The organism is Proteiniclasticum sp. C24MP (assembly GCF_043951855.1).
Lineage (GTDB): Bacteria > Bacillota > Clostridia > Clostridiales > Clostridiaceae > Proteiniclasticum.
This window is the reverse complement of sequence record NZ_JBINJW010000010.1, coordinates 20361-38606: the sequence shown is the minus strand read 5'-3', so window position 1 is coordinate 38606 and position 18246 is coordinate 20361. Positions and strand designations below refer to the sequence as shown.

At 45.2% G+C, this 18246-nt stretch carries 20 protein-coding genes and 3 tRNA genes; 6 read left to right on the top strand and 17 right to left on the bottom strand.

The features are described from left to right. Positions 1–85: 85 nt before the first annotated feature. From ACHAL6_RS08770 to ACHAL6_RS08740, 7 genes are all read right to left on the bottom strand, one after another. Entirely contained in the window at positions 86–1354 is a 1269-nt protein-coding gene (locus tag ACHAL6_RS08770; RefSeq protein WP_395270138.1) for an ABC transporter substrate-binding protein, read from the bottom strand. 116 nt (positions 1355–1470) lie between these two features. Beyond that, a complete protein-coding gene (locus ACHAL6_RS08765) occupies positions 1471–2196 on the bottom strand; it encodes an ABC transporter ATP-binding protein (protein WP_395270137.1) in 726 nt (241 codons plus the stop codon). Between the two features lies 1 nt (position 2197). Next, on the bottom strand, positions 2198–2989 hold the full coding sequence (locus ACHAL6_RS08760) for an ABC transporter ATP-binding protein (RefSeq protein WP_395270136.1): 792 nt from the start codon (positions 2987–2989) through the stop codon (positions 2198–2200). Next, a complete protein-coding gene (locus ACHAL6_RS08755) occupies positions 2982–3998 on the bottom strand; it encodes a branched-chain amino acid ABC transporter permease (RefSeq protein WP_395270134.1) in 1017 nt (338 codons plus the stop codon). The genes ACHAL6_RS08760 and ACHAL6_RS08755 overlap by 8 nt, the downstream gene beginning before the upstream one ends. Before the next feature lies 1 nt (position 3999). After that, positions 4000–4875, bottom strand: coding sequence for a branched-chain amino acid ABC transporter permease (locus ACHAL6_RS08750; protein ID WP_395270132.1), 876 nt, complete (start codon positions 4873–4875; stop codon positions 4000–4002). Next, positions 4876–5895: a 3-oxoacyl-ACP synthase gene (locus ACHAL6_RS08745; protein WP_395270131.1), complete on the bottom strand. Its 1020-nt coding sequence runs from the start codon at positions 5893–5895 to the stop codon at positions 4876–4878. Positions 5896–5906: 11 nt separating this feature from the next. Further along, the gene (locus ACHAL6_RS08740; RefSeq protein WP_395270129.1) at positions 5907–6626 is read right to left on the bottom strand and encodes a beta-ketoacyl-ACP reductase; all 720 of its coding nucleotides are present in this window, start codon (positions 6624–6626) and stop codon (positions 5907–5909) included. Positions 6627–7443: 817 nt separating this feature from the next. On the opposite strand from ACHAL6_RS08740, the gene ACHAL6_RS08735 reads away from it, so the two are divergent. From ACHAL6_RS08735 to ACHAL6_RS08710, 6 genes are all read left to right on the top strand, one after another. After that, complete coding sequence (locus ACHAL6_RS08735; protein WP_395270127.1) at positions 7444–7860, top strand: MaoC family dehydratase; 417 nt, start codon at positions 7444–7446, stop codon at positions 7858–7860. Positions 7861–7870: 10 nt separating this feature from the next. Continuing rightward, entirely contained in the window at positions 7871–9010 is a 1140-nt protein-coding gene (locus tag ACHAL6_RS08730) for an acyl-CoA dehydrogenase (RefSeq protein WP_395270126.1), read from the top strand. A 15-nt stretch (positions 9011–9025) separates the two neighbouring features. Further along, a complete protein-coding gene (locus tag ACHAL6_RS08725; protein WP_395270124.1) occupies positions 9026–9835 on the top strand; it encodes an electron transfer flavoprotein subunit beta in 810 nt (269 codons plus the stop codon). Further along, a complete protein-coding gene (locus ACHAL6_RS08720) occupies positions 9825–10850 on the top strand; it encodes an electron transfer flavoprotein subunit alpha/FixB family protein (RefSeq protein ID WP_395270123.1) in 1026 nt (341 codons plus the stop codon). The genes ACHAL6_RS08725 and ACHAL6_RS08720 overlap by 11 nt, the downstream gene beginning before the upstream one ends. A gap of 105 nt (positions 10851–10955) precedes the next feature. After that, positions 10956–12002: an alpha/beta hydrolase gene (locus tag ACHAL6_RS08715; protein WP_395270122.1), complete on the top strand. Its 1047-nt coding sequence runs from the start codon at positions 10956–10958 to the stop codon at positions 12000–12002. Between the two features lie 97 nt (positions 12003–12099). Next, entirely contained in the window at positions 12100–12318 is a 219-nt protein-coding gene (locus ACHAL6_RS08710) for a hypothetical protein (protein ID WP_395270120.1), read from the top strand. A 331-nt stretch (positions 12319–12649) separates the two neighbouring features. On the opposite strand, the gene ACHAL6_RS08705 is transcribed toward ACHAL6_RS08710, so the two are convergent. The 10 genes from ACHAL6_RS08705 to mazG all read right to left on the bottom strand — a co-directional run bounded on the left by ACHAL6_RS08705 (position 12650) and on the right by mazG (position 17474). Then, the gene (locus ACHAL6_RS08705; RefSeq protein WP_395270119.1) at positions 12650–13144 is read right to left on the bottom strand and encodes a GNAT family N-acetyltransferase; all 495 of its coding nucleotides are present in this window, start codon (positions 13142–13144) and stop codon (positions 12650–12652) included. A gap of 218 nt (positions 13145–13362) precedes the next feature. Beyond that, entirely contained in the window at positions 13363–13833 is a 471-nt protein-coding gene (locus ACHAL6_RS08700) for a GyrI-like domain-containing protein (RefSeq protein WP_395270117.1), read from the bottom strand. A gap of 141 nt (positions 13834–13974) precedes the next feature. Continuing rightward, positions 13975–14050 (bottom strand) — tRNA-Met (locus ACHAL6_RS08695). A gap of 14 nt (positions 14051–14064) precedes the next feature. Further along, positions 14065–14151 (bottom strand) — tRNA-Leu (locus ACHAL6_RS08690). 14 nt (positions 14152–14165) lie between these two features. After that, positions 14166–14242, bottom strand: a tRNA-Met gene (locus ACHAL6_RS08685). 141 nt (positions 14243–14383) lie between these two features. Continuing rightward, entirely contained in the window at positions 14384–14791 is a 408-nt protein-coding gene (locus ACHAL6_RS08680) for a S1 domain-containing RNA-binding protein (protein ID WP_395270116.1), read from the bottom strand. 55 nt (positions 14792–14846) lie between these two features. Beyond that, positions 14847–15122, bottom strand: a complete 276-nt coding sequence (locus ACHAL6_RS08675) for a septum formation initiator family protein (protein WP_395270114.1) — start codon at positions 15120–15122, stop codon at positions 14847–14849. Positions 15123–15148: 26 nt separating this feature from the next. After that, positions 15149–15421 (bottom strand): RNA-binding S4 domain-containing protein, encoded by a 273-nt coding sequence (locus ACHAL6_RS08670; RefSeq protein WP_395270113.1) that lies wholly within the window; start codon positions 15419–15421, stop codon positions 15149–15151. Between the two features lie 201 nt (positions 15422–15622). Next, positions 15623–15937, bottom strand: a complete 315-nt coding sequence (locus ACHAL6_RS08665) for an HU family DNA-binding protein (protein WP_395270111.1) — start codon at positions 15935–15937, stop codon at positions 15623–15625. A 91-nt stretch (positions 15938–16028) separates the two neighbouring features. Then, the gene (gene mazG / locus ACHAL6_RS08660) at positions 16029–17474 is read right to left on the bottom strand and encodes a nucleoside triphosphate pyrophosphohydrolase (RefSeq protein ID WP_395270110.1); all 1446 of its coding nucleotides are present in this window, start codon (positions 17472–17474) and stop codon (positions 16029–16031) included. Between the last annotated feature and the right edge of the window lie 772 nt (positions 17475–18246).

The window sequence follows — 18246 nt, the reverse complement described above, 5'->3', positions numbered from 1 at the left end:
TCGGTGGGTTGCCTCATCTGAAACAATCAGATTCCTCCGTGTGTCCCACGGTACTTTTCGGTCTTTTTATTTTTTTATGATTCTATCAGTTTCCTAGAAGTGAATCCATGGACTGAAGTCCGTCAACCGGTTCCCAGCCAGGAGCTCCCTCAACCATACCAACCTTGGACAGGTTCATTTCCTGAGTACCTGCTCGTAGTCCTTCTGAATAGTCGATGAGTCCACCAAATGGGTTCTTGATGGGTTCGCTTTCAAGTGCGTCCATGTATTTGTCCCAAGTGACTGTTCCTTCTACTCTTTTCAGACCTTCTGTAAAGAAGTGTCCAGCAATCCATCCGGTCATGGCATATACGTTTGTTGCATAGTCTGGAGCCCATTCAGCAAATGCAGTCAGTGAATCCGCATTTTCCACCAGGTCAACCCAGCCAAGTCCGTATACGTCGAATTTCCCGTCGATTTCATTGATTACCGCTTCTGAAATTACTGGAGAAACGTTCACGTAGGTTGTGATGACATCCTTGTTCACGTTCTGTGCAGCAAGTTCTTTTACGATGGTAGGAATGGTAGCCTGAATTGCAGCTCCGATGATGAAGTCCACTTCAGCATTCTTGATGGATGTGACAGCAGAGGATACGTCAGTAGCACCTGCTGCAACCTGTTCCGCTACAACTTCGATGCCCAGTTCCTTCGCCTTGGCTTCAACACCTGAATAGAGGTCCTTACCGGCATCGTCGTTCGTATAGATGACACCGATCTTCTGTGCATCAAAGTCACCTACTGCACGAGCAACCATGATCTGACCTTCGGTCTGATAGATCGGCTGTACAGGGAAGATTCCCTTGTCTCTTCCTTCAGCCTTATCGTTGTAAAGCTGACCGATTCCTGTTGCGAAATACACTGCAGGAACTCCATATTCCTTGATGTCTTCGATGGTGGCACCAACTACTGGTGTTCCGAAGTGACCAACAAGTGCAAAGACTTCTTCATCTTCCACCAGTGTGGAAAGAGCAGCCTTACCCTTGACAGGGTCGAATTCATCATCGATATGTGTAAATTCTATCATTCTTCCGTCTACTCCGCCAGCATCATTGATCATGGCAAAATAAGCTTCGATACCGGCGTTGAAAGGTACACCAACTGGTGCATAAGCACCTGATGTGGCAGCAGAGTTACCTACCAGGATGGATGTGTCTGTAACACCCTGTGCTGGTTCCTCATCTTCTTCTGGAGTTTCTGCTGGAGTCTCAGCTGGTGTTTCCCCAGGAGTCTCTGCTGGTGTTTCTGTCTTTTCACCGCAAGCGGCAAGGGATGCGACTAATGCCAGGGATGCTAACATAGAAACGATCTTTTTCATTGATTTTTCCTCCTTAAAATTAACAATGGTTTCCATTGTCATCTTCAAAATAATAGTCTGGTATGTTGTGAATGGTATATTATTTAAGTACCCTAACAGTACATTAAATAGGAATGCTAGTGCTTGCCGAGGTAAGCCTCCACAAGCTTCGGATCGTCAGCCAGAACAGATGCCTTACCATGGGTACTTACCTTCCCCAGTTCTATGACATATCCGTAATCTGCGATCTTCAGTGTCTGAGCGGCGTTCTGCTCCACGATGACAACGGTTGTGCCCTCTTCCTTGATCTCCTTGACGATCTTCATGATGTCCTGGACAATCAGCGGAGCAAGTCCCAGAGAAGGTTCATCCAGCAGCAGCACCTTAGGGCTGCTCATAAGGGCTCTTCCGATGGCCAGCATCTGCTGCTCTCCACCTGAAAGGGTTGAGGAAACCTGATTCTTTCTTTCTTCAAGGACCGGGAAATATCTGTAGACTCTTTCGAAGTTCTTTCTGATCTTCTCCTTGTCCCTCAGTGTGAAGGCACCTGCTTTGAGGTTTTCCTCCACGGTGAGGTCCTTGAATACGGCTCTTCCTTCCGGCGACATGGAGATGCCAAGTCGCGCGATCTTTTCCGGTTCCATCTTCGTGATGTCCTGCCCGTAGAGCTTGATGAATCCGTCTTCTCCATCGATGATACCGCTGATCTTCTTCAGCGTTGTGGTCTTTCCTGCACCATTGGCACCAAGGATCGCCACCACATCGCCTTCGTAGACCGTAAGGTCAATGCCCTTTAAGGCCTGGATGGCTCCGTAGCTTACTTTGAGATTCTTGATTTCCAGTGCGATTTTCTTTTCGCTCATATTACTCCACTCCTAGATATGCTGCCTGAACAGCCTTATTTCCCTGTATTTCCTTTGGTGTTCCAATGGCAAGGAGTTTTCCGAAGTTGATGGCGCAGATTCTGTCACAGACGTCCATGACCAGTCTCATGTCATGTTCCACAAGTAGAATCGAGCAGTCATACTGGTCTCTGATTCTTTTGATGAGTCTTGCCAGGTCAATGGTTTCACTGTCGTTGAGTCCTGCAGCAGGTTCATCCAGGATGATGAGCTTCGGTCTTGCCATCAGTGTTCTGGCAAATTCCACCTTCTTCAGGATTCCGTATGGCTGTCCGCCCACAAGCATGTCTTTTCGATCGAGAATACCCAGGTCGTCCAGGATCTTCTCCGCTTCTTCCCTGTATTTCTTTTCCTCTCTTCTTGCTTTGGGAAGCCTCAGCGCCTGAGAAAGGGTGTTGGCTTCGAAGTCGATATGTCCACCGATGAGCACGTTATCAATGATACTCAGCTCTCTTATCAGTTCCACGTTCTGGAAGGTTCTCACAAGTCCCTGCCGGATGATGTCATGTACAGGCTTTGTCGTCAGGTCCACGACCTGATCGTCATGCCCCTTGAATCTGAGGTCTCCTTTGTCCGGCTTGTAGAACTGGGTGATGCAGTTGAACACTGTGGTCTTACCTGCTCCATTGGGACCGATGAGTCCATATATTTCGTTATTCTTAATATCGAAGGAGAGATCATCTACGGCCTTGAGGCCGCCGAATGCGATGGATAATCCATCCACTGTCAGCACATGATTTTCCATTTTACTCATTCTTCGCCCCTCCTTTCGTCAGCTTTCTGAAAAGTTTTCTGATGTCATAGCCGATACTGATGAGTCCATTGGGATAGAAGATGATGACCAGAATGATCAGCACTCCGTTCAGTACGTAGGACAGATCCTCGAAAAAGGGAATCTGCTTCAGGAACATATCCGGTACGGCGTATACAATGAAGGCCCCCAGTACGGTTCCATAGATGGATCGCAGACCACCGATGATGATGATGGCCAGGAAATTCAGTGACATGGCCAGGCTCCAGGTAGATGGATACGAAAACTTCACAAAGTGCACATAGAGTACACCCGCAACACTTGCAAAAATGGTGGCCAGTGCGAAGGCGATGAGTCTGTGCGTCAATAGATTGACACCCATGGCCTGTGCTGCAGCTTCACTGCCTCTCATGGCGTTCAGTGCTCTGCCCAGTCTTCCTTTCATCATATTGGATGTGAGGATCATGATGATCACAAGAACAAAAATGATGAAGTAGAACATGGTGGTTCGGTCCAGTTCAAGAACACCAAACAGTGTAGGATACTCGGCGGATTTTCCGCTGAATCCTCCCGTATATTTCCCAAGCTCCTCAAAGGTCTTTCGAAGCACTTCCGCTACTGCAAGCGTTGCAATGGCAAGATAGAGTCCCTCGATCTTCAGCGAGACCAGCCCTACCAGTATACCGATGAGGGTCGGAATGAGCACTGCCAGGAAAAAGGAAACTTCGAAGGGCAGGTTCAGATCCACTGTAAGGTATGCCGATATGTAGGCTGCAAGCCCCATGAATCCGGCTGTACCAAGGGAGATGAGGCCGGACCATCCAAGCAGGATGTTCAGTCCCAAAGCCGCAATGGCATAGATCAGTGTTCCACCGATGGTGGTCACATACCCGTTTTTCATGATGCCCATTTCAGCCAGTGTAGGAATCAGGGCAAGGAGTAATCCGAAAAGGATAAATCCGATTGCAGGATGCTTCTGAAATATATTCTTCTTTGCTTTCATACTCTTCATCTTACACCTTCTTCACAATCTTCTTACCGATCAGTCCATAGGGCCTGAACACTATGAAAATCAGGATAAGAATGTATAGAATCTGTCCACCCCATACGGAGGAGACATAAAACAGCAGCAGGTTTCTCACGATACCCATGATATAGGCCCCGATGACGGGTCCATGGAAGGTCTGGAATCCACCCAGCACACAGGCAACCAGTGCCGTGATCTGCACTTCATCCATGAGGTTCAGGGTCACTGAGGTCATGGGCGCCGTCATGACTCCCGCGATGACACCAAGTACACCCGCGACACCCCAGGCAGCCATGGTCACATTCTTTGTGGGCACACCCATGAGTCTTGCCACATACTCATTGGAAGCAGTGGTTCTGATGGCCAGCCCCCATTTGGTTCTCTGGAGAATGTAGAACATCCCCATCATGATGGCCAGACCTAAAGCGATATTGAACAGTCCATTATAGGAGATGGATGCTCCTAGGATCCCCAGGTCACCACTTTCAATGAGCCTTGGCAGCCTTAAAGGGTCCACCCCGAAAAAAATCGGAGCCAGGCCTAATACGATCATGATGAGCCCCAAGGTGATGATCTGTTTCGCCACCGGCGAAACATTCTTCGTATGCCTCAGGATCAGAACGTCGATGAGGAAACCCGTGAGGATCGCACTTAAGATTCCTCCAATCACTGCCAACCATAAGGGCAGTCCGAATTTATTGAAGAGAAAGGTGACCACGAAGGTATTGAACATGGCCACAACACCCTGTGCGAAGTTTGTGGTGTAGGATGTTCTGTAGATGATGATGATACCAAGAGCGGCCAAAGCATAGATGCTTCCCGTCTCAAGACTTCTTAATATAATCTGTATAAAGGTACTCAATTAGCTCTCACCCCATTTGATCACATTCGCTGCCCAGACATATCCGATGCCGGCAGCCACCATGGAAACAACGCTTCCATCTTTAACCTTGCCCTCTTCCAGTGCCAGATGCAGAGAGAGGATCTGGTCGATCTGACCGATATGTCCATAGTCCTCCAGATAGATGGACTGGTCTTCCTTCATGCCCAGTTCACTCAGCATGGCCAGATGACCCGAGCGCTTCATATGAAGAATGGCCAGAAAGTCGATGTCTTTTCTTTCAAGGTCTGATTTTCTAAGAGACTCGTCAATGCATTTGTACCAGTTGGGCATGGATACTTCATTGAGTCTGTCTTTCATTTTCTTTGCATCCATGAGTCTTAAGCTCTTGTATGCTTCCTCTGTATTCTCCGGTGTGATGGGATTACAGGTTCCACCGATTTCCACGCCGGCGGTTCTTGCAAGAGAACCATCCGCGATGATGTGGGAACCCAGAAGAAGATTTCTGCCGTGGTTCTTCTTCAGGATGATGGCTCCTCCGCCCGCACCCAGGTTGTACATCATGGACATGTTCTTGTCCGTGTAGTCCACGAAATCACCGTTTCGGTATCCGCCTACGATGAGGATCGTGTCGATCGAGTCATCTGCCATGAGCATATCCTTCGCGATCTTCATGGTGGATACGGTGGTGCAGCATCTGTTTGCCAGATCGATGCCCCAGGCGTTCACCGCTCCGATGCGGTCCTGAATATAGAGCGCAGACGTGGTCAAGGGATATTCCTTCCACTCTTCTCCGACACAGAGAATCACATCGATGTCCAGAGGATCCACTCCGGTTCTTTTTAATGCATCCAGTGCAGCCAGTGCGCCCATTTCCTGGGTTCCGTCCTTTTCACCTGGTACAGGCTTCTTCCTGATACCAAGCTTCTCGACCACCGCTTCCTTCGCCCAGACACCGCCGGTCTTTTCCGCAATTTCTTCCCCTGTGATGTAAGTTTCAGGGATGTAGATGCCGGTACCGACAATTCCAACGTTTGCCATGATATTCCTCCTTACAGTCTCATTCCTCCGTTAACGGATAAGTTGTGTCCAGTGATATAGGATGCTTCATCGGATGCCAGGAAAAGCGCTGCACTTGCGATTTCTTCAGGCTGTGCCAGTCTGCCGAGCATGGTCTGCGCCGCAAACTTGTCCAGAAGATCCTGTGGTACGGTCTTTAGGATGTCTGTCATGGTATATCCAGGAGAAATCGCATTGACTCTTACCTGGGCACCCTTCATGGCGAATTCCTTGGCCCAGGTCTTGGTCATGCCGATGACGCCTGCTTTGGTGGCCGCGTAGTTCGCCTGTCCGATGTTTCCGAACTCTCCCACTACAGAGGAGATATTGATGATGGAACCTTTTCCGTCTGCCTGCATCTTAGGTCCCACGAATCTTGTAAGATTAAAGACACCCTTCAGGTTCACATCAATGACGAGATCCCACATTTCGTCTGTCATCTTTCTGGTCAGCGCATCTCTTGTGATACCTGCATTGTTCACCAGGATATCGATTCTGCCATACTTCTCTGTGACATATTCTGTGAACGCTCTGCATGCCTCCACGTCGGTGACGTTCAGCTTGTAGCCTTCCACATTGGGGTTTTCATAGGACAGGTCTCCCATGTCCACTGCCACTACCTTGGCACCTTCACTGGCAAAAAGCTCCGCCATGGCCTGCCCAAGTCCTCTTGCTCCTCCGGTAACTACTGCAACTTTGTCTTGTAATCTCATCTTAGTATTCCCTCCTGATATTATATTTGGTTCCATCACACATAGTTGAATCTGATTATAGTTTCTCTTTCAGGAATCCGTTCAGAATCACCAACATGAAATATGAATCACTCTTCATGTTTAGAGTAAATGATAGCGTTTCCAAAGTCAACTATTTTAACAAAGAGCGCATACTTTTAATGAATTCCAACTGAAATCACCTTCAAATTTTAATTTCACCAATGGAACATCTCAATTTTAAACACATTCGCACTTTTTATGTAAACCAATGTAAAGGTTCACAAGAGCCCCTCCTTCCATATGATAATTCTCTCACACAGATCGCATCTTTAATACAATATGAGAAATCAGATTATTCCCTTGTATATCAATGCTATTTACCGTGTTTATTCGATATATGAATTCAGGTTCTATGCTGATTCCTCCTGGTTATATCTGCATTTACGTGAACAAAGCAACAATCTTGTCTATTTCAGACAATGATCCGATTTCCTTCTGGCACATAGAACCATTATATACATATCGTTATACATTTAACAATTCGTTCTGTCATTTTTTCTCCTGTCCTTCTTTCTCCTTTTCCATAGGCATTTCAGGAAACCTGAATTATAATGAAAGAGGCAGATCCATAGAGATGCCTGTAAACAGGTGCTTTTTTTCTCAAATCAGATCCATGTTAAAAAAATAACAGTTTTTTCTCATTACCTATTGAATTTCCGATTTAAAAGTTTATAATGGGATTAAACATGAAAGGTTCATCATGTTAAACATTTTCACTGCATGATTTTGTGAACCGATTATCATACGGGAGGTAACTATGAAAGGAAAGACCATCAGGGAAATCCGGATCGGAGATAGCGAAAGCTATGAAAGAACCGTAACTGAAACAGACGTCGTACTGTTCGGAGGTGTATCCGGAGATCTCAATCCAGCACATTTCAACGAGATGTACGCCAAGGACACTATGTTCAAAGGCAGAATCGTTCACGGCATGCTCACCGCGTCCTATTTTTCCACCATCCTCGGCACACTCCTTCCAGGACCTGGAACCATCTATCTGGGGCAGGAGCTTAAATTCACAAAGCCGGTACGTGTTCAGGATACCATCAAGGCGGTCGCCACCGTCACAGAAATCATAGAAGAAAAAAACATCATAAAACTGGAAACCATCGCATACAATCAGCAGGGTGAAGTGGTAGTAAAAGGATCTGCTACCGTCATGCCACCTAAGTAGGAGGACTAAAATGGATTTTGATCTGAGTAAAAAGCAGGCACTCTCTCTTAAACTGTTCAAGGATTTTGCAATGAATGAAGTGAAGCCCATCGCGGCCGAAGTGGATGAAATGGAAAGATTCCCCTCGGAAACCGTCGAAAAAATGGCTTCCATCGGTATGATGGGCATCCCCGTTTCTTCCGTCTACGGAGGATCCGACGGGGACAACCTAATCTACACCATGGCTGTGGAAGAGCTGTCAAAGTTCTGCGGAACCACAGGCGTCATTCTTTCCGCTCACACTTCACTGGCATGCGGTCCACTGCAGAGCTTCGGAACCGAAGCCCAGAAACTGAAATATCTTGTGCCTCTGGCATCCGGTGTAAAAATCGGAGCCTTCGGCCTTACAGAGCCCAATGCCGGCAGTGATGCCGCCATGCAGCAGACCATTGCCGTGAAAGAAGGATCTCATTACAGAATCAATGGTTCAAAGATCTTCATCACCAATGGTGGCTATGCGGATATCTTCATCATTTTCGCCATGACCGATAAAACCAAAGGAACCCGTGGTATTTCCGCTTTCATACTGGAAAAAGGCATGGAAGGATTCACCATCGGTAAGACAGAGCACAAACTGGGCATCAAGGGAAGCTCCACCACAGAACTGATCTTCAAAGATGTTCTGGTTCCGGAAGAGAACCTTCTAGGACAAGAGGGCAAGGGATTCAAGATCGCCATGAATACACTGGATGGCGGAAGAATCGGAATCGCAGCTCAGGCTCTTGGCATCGCTCAGGGTGCACTGGATGAAGCCATAAAATACACAAAAGAAAGAAAACAGTTCGGAAAACCTCTATCCGCTTTCCAGAACTCTCAGTTCCAGATCGCAGAGCTTCAGACGAAAATAGATGCAGCCAGACTCCTCACCTATCGCGCAGCTTCCTTCAAGGACAAAGGACTTCCTTATTCCAAAGAAGCGGCCATGGCGAAGTATTATGCTTCAGACGTAGCCATGGAAAGCACAAGAACTTCCATACAGCTTCTGGGGGGATACGGCTATACAAGAGAGTATCCCGTGGAAAGAATGTATCGTGATGCGAAGATCACTGAGATCTATGAAGGCACCACAGAAGTGCAGAAGATGGTCATTGCCGCATCTGTGCTGAAGTAAAGGAGAGTGGAAATCATGAATATTGTTGTTTTACTGAAACAGGTACCCGACACCACAGAAATGAAGATCGATAAGGAAAGAGGAACCCTCATACGCACCGGTGTACCCACCATCACGAATCCGGATGATCTGGCAGGATTCGAGGCTGCTCTGAAGATCAGGGATCATCAGGATGCCAGGATCATCTGCGTCACCATGGGGCCTCCTCAGGCGGAGTCCATGCTAAGAGAGCTCTACGCCATGGGCGCAGACGAATGCATCCTGATCAGTGACGGCAGGTTCGGTGGTGCAGACACCTGGGCCACATCCAACACCATCGGTGCAGCTCTGGCTACCATGGATTATGATCTCATCATCGCGGGAAGACAGGCAATTGACGGCGATACCGCCCAGGTGGGACCTCAGACCGCAGAAAAACTGAATCTTCCTCAGATCACCTACGTGGATGAGATTCTTGAAATCAGCAAAGAGAAGATCAGAGTGAAGAAAGCGCTGGAGAACCGATATGAGATCATCGAATCCGACATGCCCTGCCTCATCACCACCTTAAGCACCATCGCAAAGCCAAGATACATGCATGTGAAGAAGATCATGGAAGCTTTCGACAAGGACATCCGCATCATAAAATACGATGACCTGAACCTGGACCCCATGACCATAGGACTGAAGGGTTCTCCTACAAAAGTGAAGAAGACTTTCACAAAAGAAGTCCACAAGAACTCGGACATCCTTTCTCTGGAACCCAAGGAATCCGCCAGAAAGATCTTTGAAATGCTCATGGACAACAACTTCATCGGAAAGAAGGAGGCTCACTATGAATATTAAATCCTATCGCGACATCTATATTTTTATAGAGCATCATGAAGATAAGCTCCACGATGCAAGCCTTGAGCTTCTCGGTGAAGCCGTAAGGCTGAAGGAAAACAGAACGAATCTGGGTTACAGCGTCATAGCAGTGATTCTCGGTGCACCAGGTGAGGAAGCACTCAAAGAACTCGGTTACCGAGGTGCGGATCAGATCATAAATATTCATCATGAATCTCTTCATTCCTACAGCACGGAAGTCTATACCACACTTCTTGATGAACTGATCAGGACCGATAAGCCGGATATATTCCTTGTTCCGGCCACAGTACTTGGAAGAGATCTGGCACCAAGACTGGCAGCGCGCTGCGACACAGGCCTCACAGCAGATGCCACAAAACTTGAATTTGATCCGGAAGATGAGCACTCCTCTCTTCTGTATGTCACTAGGCCTGCCTTCGGGGGCAATCTTTTCGGCACCATCATCAATGAGACAAAGAGACCTCAGATGACCACCATACGACCCGGTGTCATGGATGCCCTTCCCATAGATGAGCATCGACTTTTCACAATAGAGAAAAGAGAAGTCCAGCCTGAGACCATCAGAGATTCCGTAAGGATTCTTGAAGTGCTCCCGAAGGACCACATGGCCATAGACATCGCCAAGGCGGACATCATCATTTCCGGTGGGCGTGGAGTGGGAAATAATTTCCATGTTCTCAGAGAATGTGCTGATATGATCGGTGCTGAAGTGGCAGGTTCAAGAGCCGCTGTGGATGAAGGTCGCATCGACAAGGAGTTCCAGGTAGGCCAGACGGGAAAAACCGTCAAACCGAAAGTGTATATCGCCTGCGGCATCTCGGGCGCCGTCCAGCATATGGCCGGAATGGAGAAGTCAGATTACATCATCGCCATCAACAAAGACCCGGATGCACCGATCTTCGGCTCCTCCAACATCGGTCTAGTGGGTGATGTCCTTGAAATCCTGCCCCTTCTCACCCAGGAAATCAGAAGCTACAGGGAAAGACCTTTTTAGGTCTTTCTCTTTTCTTCCATTCAGATGATTTTCTAGAAACTGTTTACATAGCGGAAAACTTGGTCTAAAATAACCTTTACTATGATTTTGAAAGGATGGATGTATATGATGTCCCAAGTAGAAAAGAAAGAAATCAGCACCGGAAGGCTTGTGGTCTCCTATCTGGAAGCCGGAGACAAGGAGAAGGAACCTCTGGTTCTCATCCATGGAAACACCTCTTCCAGCCTCTTTTTCACCCCTACCATAGATGCTCTGAAAGACAGATTCCATATCTTTGCACCGGATCTTAGAGGATATGGCTATACGGAAAAACTGCCTATTGACTCCACGAAGGGCATGAAGACCTGGTCGGAGGATATCAGAAGCTTTGTGGAAACACTGAAGATCGAAAAGCCTCATATCATAGGCTGGTCCATGGGCGGTGGCGTCGCCATGCAGTACACCATGGATTATCCGGAAGACGTTAAAAGCCTTGGACTCATCAACCCTCTTTCCCCTTACGGCTTCTCCGGAACCAGAGGAAAGGATGGAGAAGTGACCCATGCGTCCCACGCAGGAACCGGTGGAGGTCTTGTGAACAAGGCCTTTGTGGAAAGCCTCAGAAACAAGGATGTCAGTGCGGATAATCCAGCCTCGGCACCTAACGTGCTGAAAGGACTTTTCGGCAGCGACTATGAGATCACCGAAGAACTTCAGAACCTTTTCGTGAAATCCATGTTCCTCATGGAGATCGGGGACGATTTCTATCCAGGAGATGCGACTCCCGTAGCTGAATGGCCGTTCCTCGGGCCCGGTACCAGAGGTGTGGGAAACACCATGAGTCCGAAGTATGTGAACCTCACCGGTATTACACAGATCAGTCCAAAACCTCCAGTCATCTGGTTCAGAGGAACCCAGGATAAGATCGTCTCGGACACCTCCTTCAGTGATGTGGGCTTTCTGGGACAACTGGGCGTCATCCCAGGCTGGCCAGGCGCTGAAGTCTATCCGCCACAGCCCATGGTGACCCAGACCAGAACCGTTTTTGAAAAGTACGCGGAAGAAGGCGGCATCTTCAAAGAGGCAGTCTTTGAAAAGTCCGGTCACAGTCCTCAGATCGAGGAACCGGAAAAGTTCGTGGCAGAATACGAGGCATTTCTTGGAAGCATTTGATGTGAAGAAAATAACATTTTGTACTTCTCCGGGTAAGTTATGCTATACTATCTAATGTAAAATAATCTTGTCCCAATGGGAAATGGAGAGGTACATTATGGAATTAAGAGAAATACTGCGTGCATTTCTGTTCATCATCGCTGCATGCTCATTTGGCATATTCGTCCTTAGTTTCTTCACTCTGGCAAAGATGAAATCCGTGCCGAAGAAAAACAGAAACCTGATGGAATACCAGAAACCAAAGCAGTATAAGACTTTAGGAGTCAGCACCCTAGGCATATCAGCAGTTGCACTTGTTCTTGCACTCTGGATGTAAGAAGTGTTATAGCCGAAAATAAAAGGACCGGAGGAAATCATCAGTGATTTTCTCTGGTCCTTTTATTTATGTATCACGTTAATTAATAGATCGAATTACCATCGTTTCACTCAAAATTATTGAAGAATCCAATCCGAACTGTCTTTAACTGAAATATTGCATCTTTATACCTGAATGAGAAGCGATAAAACTCGATTCTCTTTAACTCAACTTAAACCATACTCTCTTAAGAGGCTCCTCATACCCTCTTGTGCATACAACCATAAGAAAAAGCACCCAGCCCCCTTGATCTGAATGCTAATGTTTGATTTATTTGATCTTTTTCCTTCTTTCAGGTCTTTGATATGGTGTATCCATCTTCACGAGAAAGCATCTTCTCCATGGACACGAAAGGAATCCCATGAATCTGCTCTTGATCACCTGTAGAGTAAAAGTCCAACTTCTCATAGAAAGATACTGCACCAAGGGAAGAATTTGTTGAAATCTTACTATAAGCCACCTCACCAGAAAGAAGTCTATCTTCATAGAACCTGTATAGTCTTTTCCCGTAACCCCGACCCATACAACCCAGACTTACAAAGAGCAACGCAAGAAATCCACCCCTTGCACCCAGCACACCCGCAAAGCGGTCCTCTTCATCAAAAACCCCTAGCAGAATATACTGCTCCTCCCTGATCATGGCAATGAAATCAGATACTTTAAGCGAATCAAGAAAGACACTGACACCTCCAGGAGTGCATTCTTTCGCTTCCGTTGCAAGAAACACTTCCTTAATAAGAAGAAGTGCTTCCTCCACTTCGTCAATACTCAACTCTCTGATTTCCATGACCCATTTCTCCTTTCTAACGCAAAAGAACAGAACCCATATTTTCATTGGTCATGGCTTCGGCCAGTTTCACACCCAGCTTGCCTGCCCCAACAATCATTACTTTCATATCTCCTCCAAAATGTGTATTTTTTACATTATTGCTATTGTATCATTAAGAGAGAATATGTCACCCCTAATAACAGATAACCGACAGCACTGGTGCTGTCGGTCAAATTCTAATATACCGGTAAGTCAATTCTAGTCATGAGCTCTTCCGGATTCTCCACTTCTTCGGGAGAATTATAGTATGTTTCATAAGCTGGTCCCTTGGTCTGAAGACCCTTCTCTTCGATATATCTGTGCATCTCACCATAGACTTCTTTCATACCTTCATAAGGCCCCACATACATACAGGTGACCATTCTGCCTTCTTCAATCTCTCCCGGACACATATCACGGTCTCCAGGAATCACATCATCCACAGGAAACCCCATTTCCACATCCAGATCATTCATATCCCGGTTATAATACGCAATAAAGGGAGCCCCTTCAGGTTCGATATCAAGCTCATTCAGGTACGCACCGATTCTGCTGTAGGAATCAGCAATAAGGTCAGGAAGACGGGTAACGTCCGTACGCGTTCTGATACTGAGCACTGGCTGATAATGCTGCTGTCTGACCTCAATCGCAAGCATTGCCTGTTTCATCTTTATTCGCTCCTTTCCATTTTTTCGTGAATATTATAACACGATCAGGAAATCCCGCTGTGAACTTTCAATGAAGCACTGTTTACAAAGCCGGAATTCCACATACGAAAAAACAGCCTGACACATCAGACTGTTTCTCAATGGTAGCGGGGGTAGGACTTGAACCTACGACCTTCGGGTTATGAGCCCGACGAGCTGCCAACTGCTCCACCCCGCGATATTAAATTAAGTTGGTGCTGAAGACCGGAATCGAACCGGTACGGTATCGCTACCGCAGGATTTTAAGTCCTGTGCGTCTGCCAGTTTCGCCACTCCAGCATATATAAAAGAAATGGTAGCGGAAACAGGACTTGAACCTGCGACCCTTCGGGTATGAACCGAATGCTCTAGCCAGCTGAGCTATTCCGCCACATATGCTGCCGCCTCATCTCAGCGACAAAATTAATTATATATCATGGTCTATGCCTTGTCAACATTAAAAATAAAAATAATACCTGGGCAAACCAGGTATTATTTTCCACTCTCATTATTCTCTTTGATAGACTAGGGTTTACCCTTTTCTATTTTTTGTTCTGACTTCCTGCTTCTTCTTGTAGTCAGACATGATTTCTTCACTTTCTTTCATGAATTTAGACATAATATCTTCAAAATCACTGGATGCAGGCTTCTTCTTTTCTGGAGCAGTCCACTCAACCTCTGCAGGTCTGGATGATCTTTTCTGCTCTATTGCGACGCCCTGCTTTATGGATAGACTGATTTTTCCATTATCATCAATTCCTAAAATTTTGACCTGTACCTTGTCGCCTTCTTTGATAAATTCTTTGATGTCTTTAACATAGGTATCAGCTACCTCTGAAATGTGGACTAAGCCCGTCTTTCCGTTCAGATCTATGAAAGCTCCAAAGTTAGTAATATTTACTACAGTTCCTTCTACAATGTTTCCTACCTCTAAGGTCATGTTAATAAGAATCCTCCTTAAATTTTAAATAAATAAAGTATATAATGAAACCCAATCAGTCTCCTGACGAGTCAATTACCGGAATTTCACCTGGTCTTAATAAACCCAGCCTACTTCTGGCACTTCTTATAGTATAGTCTTCCGTCCGGGTGCTGTCTACCAAATTAGTCAGTTTTTCGTTCTCTTCCATAACTTTTACTAATTCTTCCTGCTGCAGCGCGATATTCTTTTCGATATTATTCATCATGACCTGTTGTCTATATACCGTAAAAACAATGACACCTGCAAACAGTATCAGAAACACTCTTACGAACACTTTCCCGATTTTCATGGTATTCCTCCAAACTTCAAGACGCTTTATTCGCCTTCTTCGTCTGTATCTTCTTCACCTTCCAGAATCTCATACATCTCAGATGCCTCTTCTTTTCTTACATGCTCCTGTATTTTCAGCACTTTCGCTTTGATTCCTTTTTCCTTGAATGTAATTTCTATGATATCCCCTTCATTGATTTCAGAACCCGCCTTGGCGATCTTCCCGTTGATGGAAACTCTCTTTCCGTCGCAGGCTTCCTTTGCCACTGTTCTTCTCTTGATGATCCGGGATACTTTCAGGAATTTATCTAGTCTCAACTTCTTCACCTCATTCTTCATGAATAAACATAGTTTTCATTCATTGTGTATATTATATATTTTGATTGCTCTAATGTGAAGCAAAACTTCGATTTTCAACGAATATAGCCCTGTTCCAGAAGCCATTTCATTGCATAAGATGAAAAAAGATGTAGAAGAATCGAATTCCCTACATCTTTAATACTATGTTTCTGATTATAGTTATTTTTTCTTCTTAGGTGCTGCCTTCTTCTTCTTAGGAACAACGTTCACCTTTTCTTTGAATTCTTTACCAGGTTTGAAAACAGGTACCTTTGATGCTGGTATCTTGATTTCTTCCTTCGTTCTTGGATTTCTTCCAACTCTTTCTTTTCTGTCTCTTACTTCGAAGGTACCAAATCCAACTAATTGAACTTTGTCACCCTTCTCAAGTGTTCCAACCACTGTGTCAAGAAATGCCTTCAGGAAAACCTCAGAATCTTTCTTGGTGAAGCTGGTTGATTCAGCTAATGCAGAGATTAATTCAGCTTTGTTCACAATAAATTCCTCCTTGTTTTTGTTTTATAATGGAATCTACTGTTATTATTCTATTAAAAACCCTGAAACCCTTTATTTATAAGCGTTTTTTTTAATTTTTTTCATCTTTTTTCGCTATTTCCCAGTATTTGTCCAGTTCTTCGAGGGGAAGATCCTTAAAAGTGAGTCCCTCAGCCAATAAAAGCTCTTCCATTCTGCGAATTCTACGGATGAACTTATCTGAAGTTCTGTTCAGCGAAAGCTCAGGATCCGCCTCCAGGAACCTCGAGAGATTCACCACCGAAAAGAGCAGATCTCCCAGCTCTTTCTCCACCTTTTCCGGATCCTTTTCCTCCATAGCTTCCTTGATTTCCTCAATCTCTTCCTCTACCTTATTGAATACAAAGGAAATCTCATCCCAGTCAAACCCGTATTTCCTTGCTTTTTTCTGGATTTTCTCCGCCCTGGAGAGACTCGGATAGTATTTCGAGATCCCGCTGAGCGAGTCACTGAGAGATTCCTCACTCTTTTCCTTCTTCTTCAGCTCTTCCCATTGGACCAGCACTTCATCCGCAGTAAGTTCCTTTTCCTTGTTGAACACATGAGGATGACGGTAGATCATCTTTTCCGATACTGCGCGAATCACATCATGCACCGTGAACTCCCCTTCCTCTTTTCCGATGGTTGCGTGAAGCAGAATCTGAAGAAGCACATCACCCAGCTCCTCCGCCAGAGCGTCATAGTCTTTAAGATCCACCGCCTCCAGCGCTTCATAGCTTTCTTCAATAAGATATCTTCTGAGAGATTCATGGGTCTGCTCCATATCCCAGGGACAACCACTGTCGCGGTCTCTAAGTCTTTCAACAATCCTCATGAAGCTGTAGAAATCATACCTTCCTTTAAATGGCGGAACATATACGCTCGTCAGATCATCCACATCTTTCTGCCTGTCCAGCTCATAAAGCGGAATCCGCCTCAGAACCTCTTCTTCGGTTCCCGCTGCTCTTACATAGATGATTTCATCTTCATCATCCAGATACTGCCCCAGGGCAATCTTCACCCTGCTCGCCATATACGGCGAGAACACCTGCGTTATGATGCTACCTTTGGAAAAATCCGGAGTCTCCTCTTCTATCGTCAACGCATCCACGATGCGCAGACCACTGATGGGATCAATCTCAAGGGCTTCCAGCATGGTATCCACAAAACTTACAGATGGATAGATTTTATAAGCGATCCCCGCTTTTCTGCAGGCTTCCATAATAAGAATCACAGACTTTTCAGCTACAAGCGGATGCCCCGGCACCGCATAGACAAGTTCTTCCTTTCCTGCAAGAGCGAGAATCTTCTCTTTGATCCCTTCATAGACATCCTCAAACTTCTCTGCCTCTTCATACAGAAAGTCAAATGTTTCAAAAGCGATCCCCTCTTCCATCAGATAATTCACTGTGGGATGCTTTTCCGTTCTCAGATAAAGCGGATATGCACCAAGCAGCTTTACCGCACCCATTGTGAGCGCATCAATATTCCCTGGACCTAAACCAACGATATGTATCATCTTTTCACCTCTGCTTATTTTGTACAGACCGTACAAATATACTAGGACAATTATATCACAGCACACATTTTTATGAAGCCTTCCTGCAGATCCCGCAGAATCATAACACCCGGATTCAGGTGTCATGACAAAAAAACAGATCAGAAACACCTTTAATGCTCATACAATCTGCCTTCGAAAAGAACAGGCATCTTTTCTTAAGTTTCATCATCTTTGTACAGCAAATATCCAGTATTTGTTTGATAATCCAAGGAGTATCACGCTTCCAGCTTTTATCATTCTATTAAAATCCTTGCATTTAATTGATAATCATTATCCATGTAATTGCATAATATTAATTATAATTATAAAAATAGCAATAAACTTATAGTGATAATTTTTTGACACTATCTTAAATAATTGTTTCATATTATATTTAATACAAATCGGTTTTAGTTTACAAAACATTATTATTAGCCTCTCAATTATATTCGAATATTAAAAATAACAAGAAAATGCGTGTAAAGTTAATAAAATATTAAATAATATTGTTAATTTATTGAAATGCGCATCATCTTAATCGCACTATATGCCTCTCTGCTATAAATCATCACATGTTTACGATGAATTCACCGTAAATTTATCGTCTAATTATTAATAATTATCTTTTCAGATTCAATTAATATTGATAAGCTATGTCGAATAAAGTAGAATATGGGTATAAGGTGACAGTGTGAACAGAAGGAATCTTCAACAACCTCATGCGAAACACCATGAACAGCCATTCAAGCGT

Coding starts and splice junctions, on each gene's coding strand:
- ACHAL6_RS08715 (WP_395270122.1), top strand. CDS start 10,956: ATGATGTCCCAAGTAGAAAAGAAAGAAATCAGCACCGGAAGGCTTGTG.
- ACHAL6_RS08680 (WP_395270116.1), bottom strand. CDS start 14,791: ATGACCTTAGAGGTAGGAAACATTGTAGAAGGAACTGTAGTAAATATT.
- ACHAL6_RS08675 (WP_395270114.1), bottom strand. CDS start 15,122: ATGAAAATCGGGAAAGTGTTCGTAAGAGTGTTTCTGATACTGTTTGCA.
- ACHAL6_RS08720 (WP_395270123.1), top strand. CDS start 9,825: ATGAATATTAAATCCTATCGCGACATCTATATTTTTATAGAGCATCAT.
- ACHAL6_RS08700 (WP_395270117.1), bottom strand. CDS start 13,833: ATGAAACAGGCAATGCTTGCGATTGAGGTCAGACAGCAGCATTATCAG.
- ACHAL6_RS08725 (WP_395270124.1), top strand. CDS start 9,026: ATGAATATTGTTGTTTTACTGAAACAGGTACCCGACACCACAGAAATG.
- ACHAL6_RS08705 (WP_395270119.1), bottom strand. CDS start 13,144: ATGGAAATCAGAGAGTTGAGTATTGACGAAGTGGAGGAAGCACTTCTT.
- ACHAL6_RS08730 (WP_395270126.1), top strand. CDS start 7,871: ATGGATTTTGATCTGAGTAAAAAGCAGGCACTCTCTCTTAAACTGTTC.
- ACHAL6_RS08740 (WP_395270129.1), bottom strand. CDS start 6,626: ATGAGATTACAAGACAAAGTTGCAGTAGTTACCGGAGGAGCAAGAGGA.
- ACHAL6_RS08770 (WP_395270138.1), bottom strand. CDS start 1,354: ATGAAAAAGATCGTTTCTATGTTAGCATCCCTGGCATTAGTCGCATCC.
- ACHAL6_RS08765 (WP_395270137.1), bottom strand. CDS start 2,196: ATGAGCGAAAAGAAAATCGCACTGGAAATCAAGAATCTCAAAGTAAGC.
- ACHAL6_RS08745 (WP_395270131.1), bottom strand. CDS start 5,895: ATGGCAAACGTTGGAATTGTCGGTACCGGCATCTACATCCCTGAAACT.
- ACHAL6_RS08735 (WP_395270127.1), top strand. CDS start 7,444: ATGAAAGGAAAGACCATCAGGGAAATCCGGATCGGAGATAGCGAAAGC.
- ACHAL6_RS08755 (WP_395270134.1), bottom strand. CDS start 3,998: ATGAAGAGTATGAAAGCAAAGAAGAATATATTTCAGAAGCATCCTGCA.
- mazG (WP_395270110.1), bottom strand. CDS start 17,474: ATGATACATATCGTTGGTTTAGGTCCAGGGAATATTGATGCGCTCACA.
- ACHAL6_RS08710 (WP_395270120.1), top strand. CDS start 12,100: ATGGAATTAAGAGAAATACTGCGTGCATTTCTGTTCATCATCGCTGCA.
- ACHAL6_RS08760 (WP_395270136.1), bottom strand. CDS start 2,989: ATGAGTAAAATGGAAAATCATGTGCTGACAGTGGATGGATTATCCATC.